The following is a 3705-nucleotide window of genomic DNA, read 5'->3' as shown; positions in this document are numbered from 1 at the left end:
CCCACTCCCCTTCCCTCCCCAAACCGCGATATACTCCCTTCGAGCCACTACCCACGAAGGACATACCCTATGGTCGCTGTCGCCATTCTTGCCGCTGGGCGCGGCACCCGAATGAAATCGAGTCTGCCCAAGGTGCTGCACTCCGTGGGGGGGAAATCGATGGTGGAACGGGTTGTCGACGGACTGGCTGAGCTAAATCCGAGCCATACGCTGATTGTGGTTGGTTTTGGTCAAGATCAGGTCAAAACGGCCCTGGCTCACCTGCCTGGGCTTACCTTCGTGGAGCAGAAAGAGCAGCTTGGCACCGGCCATGCTGTGCAGCAGGTGATCCCCCACCTGGAGGGGTTCGAGGGTGACCTGCTGGTGCTGAATGGCGATGTGCCCCTGCTGCGGGCCGAAACGATTCAAAACCTGGTTGCAACCCACCAGCAGAATGGCAACGCCGCCACCCTGCTCACCGCTCAGTTCAAAGACCCCACCGGCTATGGACGGGTTTTCTGCACCGACCAAAACCTGATTACTGAGATTGTGGAGCACCGCGACTGTAGCCCCGCCGAGCGCCAAAACCCGCGCATTAATGCCGGGGTCTACTGCTTCAACTGGGCCAAGCTGATGACGGTGCTGCCCCATCTCAGCGCCGACAACGACCAGCAGGAGTACTACCTCACCGATGTGGTCAAAGACATCAACCCCGCTATGGCGGTTGATGTGGCCGATGGTCAAGAAATCTTTGGCATTAACAGCCGCAAGCAGCTGGCCGAGGCCTACGCCCTTCTGCAAGACCGCATTAAAGACCACTGGATGGCTGCTGGCGTCACCCTGATTGACCCCAACAGCACCACCATCGACACCACCGTGCAGATCGAACCCGATGTGGTAATCGAGCCCCAGACCCACCTGCGGGGCAAAACCGTGGTGGGCTCTGGTAGCCGCATTGGCCCCGGCAGCCTGATCGAAGATAGCCAGATTGGAGCCAACGCTACTGTGACGTTCTCAGTGGTAAGCGATAGCACCGTGGGCAACGGTGCGCGGGTAGGCCCCTACGCCCACCTACGGGGCGAAGCGGTAGTGGGTGAGGGCTGCCGCATCGGCAATTTTGTCGAAATCAAAAAATCGACCCTGGGGGCGGGTACCAATGTCGCCCACCTGTCGTATCTTGGCGATGCTAGCCTGGGCGATAATGTGAATGTGGGTGCTGGGACGATTACGGCTAACTACGACGGGTACAAGAAGCACCCGACCGTGATTGGCGATCGCACTAAGACCGGCAGCAACAGCGTCCTGGTAGCACCCGTTACTATTGGCAGCGATGTTACCATCGCCGCTGGCTCTGTAGTGCGCAAAGATGCCCCGGACAACTGCTTGGTGGTCTCCCGTGCTCCGCAGAAAAACCACGAGGGTTGGCAGCCTAAGCACCTGAGAGAGGGGGAGAAGTAGGCGTAGACGCGGATTGGCTTCCCGCTGGGTTGGTGGGGACACAGAAATACAAGGGGTATAACGCTAGGGCGGGGCTCCGCTAACGTGCAGCACTACACCGCTTAAGAAGCTTTGTTCACTAGCAGTAGCGTTTTTGCAGTGGTGCACAATGGGGGGCGAAAGCTAGATCTGTAGCTGGGGCCATTTCGTAGGCTCCAGACTCCTGTCGAGGAGGACGTTCCGTCGTCTTTGCAGCGGCGCACAACGGGGGTTGAAGCCAGATCTGCCGCTGGGGCCATTTCGCAGGCCCCAGACCCCCGTCGAGAAGGACGTTCCGTCGTCCTTCACCTCACGGAAAGGATGGGCCGATCATCGGTTTAAATCTGTGTTCTGCCAAGCGACCTGTGGGCAACCTTCAACCCTGAGGTTCGTATCCCCTCATCTACCCATCCACCCATCCACTCATCTACCCATCCACCTACTCACTCCCTACCGTGATGCCGCTCAACGTGGGGGATCAGCGAGTGGGGTTTCTCTAGACCGTGGGCTTCCATTAGAGCTTGGTCGCCCATGATCTGGCGGGGGCAGCCGTCGGCGATGATGTGGCCTTCGTCGATGAGGATGACGCGATCGCAGACTTCTAGCACAAACTCTAGGTCGTGGGAGGAGATCAGGACGGTTTCGGTGGAGTTTTGCAGGAAGCGGATCAGGCGGCGGCGGGTACGGAGGTCGAGGCTGGCGGTGGGTTCGTCGTAGAGGATGATCTGGGGGGTCATGGCGAGGAGGCCTGCGATCGCGACCATTTGTTTTTCGCCGCCGGAGAGGTGGTGGGGCGTGCGATCAAGTAGGTGGGCGATACCGGCCATGTCGGCGGCCTGGGCTACACGGGCATCGACTTCGGCGGGGTCAAAGCCCATGTTTTGGGGGCCAAAGGCGATGTCGTCGCGGACGGAGGCGGAGAAGAGCTGGTCGTCGGGGTCCTGAAAGAGCAGGCCGACTTCGGGGCGAAACTGACCGGGGGTGAGGGGTTCACCAAACAGGTGAATGTCGCCTGCGACAGGGGTGAGCACGCCGCAGAGCAGCATGAACAGGGTGGTTTTGCCGCAGCCGTTGTGGCCGATAATGCCGACGCGATCGCCCTCCTGGATCGTCAGGGTGACGTCGCGCAGCACTTCGGGCTGGTCGGGGTAGCCAAAGGAGAGGGCGCTGGCGGCGATCGCAACTCGCCGCTGCCCTGGGGCGATCGCTACCGGGTTCATGCTGGTCGAAACAGAATCCATCATCATGCCAATCTCATCTCTGCAATCACTAACCCTACCGCTGCCACCAGCACGGCCCCGGTCAAGGCCCAGTTCTGGGCCGAGAGGGGGCTGGTGGTTGTGGGAGCCGGGGCGGTCTGGCGGCTCTGCCCGTAGCCCCGCAGCCGCATGGCTTTGTACACTCGCTCCGACTGCTCGTAGCTGCGGATCAGCAAGTTTCCGGCCAGCATGGCGAGCTGCTGCATGGTGTGGCGATTGACCCGCAGCCAGCGCTGGCGACTGTGGCCAAAGCCGCGCAGCCGCATGGCCTGCTGCATGGTGGCCAGCATGGCGGCGATCTCAAACAGGTAACGGTACGACAGCAGCGTCATATCGGCGAGCAGGGTGGGCAGACCGAGCGATCGCATCGCCCCCAGCAGCGTCAAAAACGGGGTCGTGCCCAGCAAAATAAAGCCCAGGGTCAAAATCGACAAAAACCGGCCCACAATCAGCCCTGTCGCCCGTAGCCCCTCTTCGCGCAGGGTGAACCAGCCCCACTGAGCCACCACCGTTTCCCCTACCGTGAGGGGCAGCAGCACCACCACCGCCAAAATAAACAGGCCCGGATAGCTCAGCCGCTGCCGCAAAAATGATACTGGCAGCCGCGACAGCCCGTAGAGCAGCGCCGCCAGCCCCAGCATCCACGGCACCAGGGCCAGCTGCTGCACCGTGGCAAAGGCAAACATCAGCAGCCCCAGACTGACCAGCTTGAGCCGGGGCGACCAGTCGTGAATTATCGACTCGCGGTGAATATAGGTGTTAGCGCTCGCAACTCCCATCGAGACCTAGCCCTCCAGCAGCTCGGGCTTGACCCGGCGCAAAAACAGCACCAGCATGGCGGTAAACGTGCCTTCTACAAGCGCCAGCGGAATGTGGCCCACCGACAGCGTCAGCACCGCCGCTTGCTCGGTCCCGGCATTGAACTCTGCGGGAATATTGAAAATAATTAGCGCCAGAAAAATCAGCGCCGCTATGCCCAGCCCCAGTGCCC

The 3705-nt window shown here is 60.9% G+C and carries 4 protein-coding genes; 1 reads left to right on the top strand and 3 read right to left on the bottom strand.

Annotated elements, in window-relative coordinates; translation table 11 throughout:
* The first annotated feature begins 69 nt into the window (after nucleotides 1–69).
* A complete protein-coding gene (glmU, locus tag IQ273_RS31625; RefSeq protein ID WP_194027051.1) occupies nucleotides 70–1437 on the top strand; it encodes a bifunctional UDP-N-acetylglucosamine diphosphorylase/glucosamine-1-phosphate N-acetyltransferase GlmU in 1368 nt (455 codons plus the stop codon).
* Between the two features lie 461 nt (nucleotides 1438–1898).
* Here the strand turns inward: glmU and IQ273_RS31620 are convergent, their stop codons facing one another.
* The 3 genes from IQ273_RS31620 to IQ273_RS31610 all read right to left on the bottom strand — a co-directional run.
* The gene (locus IQ273_RS31620) at nucleotides 1899–2702 is read right to left on the bottom strand and encodes an energy-coupling factor ABC transporter ATP-binding protein (protein WP_228054261.1); all 804 of its coding nucleotides are present in this window, start codon (nucleotides 2700–2702) and stop codon (nucleotides 1899–1901) included.
* On the bottom strand, nucleotides 2699–3493 hold the full coding sequence (gene cbiQ / locus IQ273_RS31615) for a cobalt ECF transporter T component CbiQ (RefSeq protein WP_194027050.1): 795 nt from the start codon (nucleotides 3491–3493) through the stop codon (nucleotides 2699–2701). Before cbiQ ends, IQ273_RS31620 begins: the two co-directional genes overlap by 4 nt.
* 6 nt (nucleotides 3494–3499) lie before the next feature.
* Nucleotides 3500–3705 (bottom strand): energy-coupling factor ABC transporter permease (locus IQ273_RS31610; protein WP_194027049.1); only part of this gene is annotated, 206 nt, incomplete at its 5' end.

Source organism: Nodosilinea sp. LEGE 07298 (assembly GCF_015207265.1).
Lineage (GTDB): Bacteria > Cyanobacteriota > Cyanobacteriia > Phormidesmidales > Phormidesmidaceae > Nodosilinea.
Note: the sequence above shows the minus strand (reverse complement) of the source record. Positions and strands in the feature narration are given on the sequence as shown.

What these genes read in the sequence shown, in the direction of transcription:
- glmU (WP_194027051.1), top strand. Translation starts at nt 70, where the DNA reads ATGGTCGCTGTCGCCATTCTTGCCGCTGGGCGCGGCACCCGAATGAAA.
- IQ273_RS31620 (WP_228054261.1), bottom strand. Translation starts at nt 2,702, where the DNA reads ATGATGATGGATTCTGTTTCGACCAGCATGAACCCGGTAGCGATCGCC.
- cbiQ (WP_194027050.1), bottom strand. Translation starts at nt 3,493, where the DNA reads ATGGGAGTTGCGAGCGCTAACACCTATATTCACCGCGAGTCGATAATT.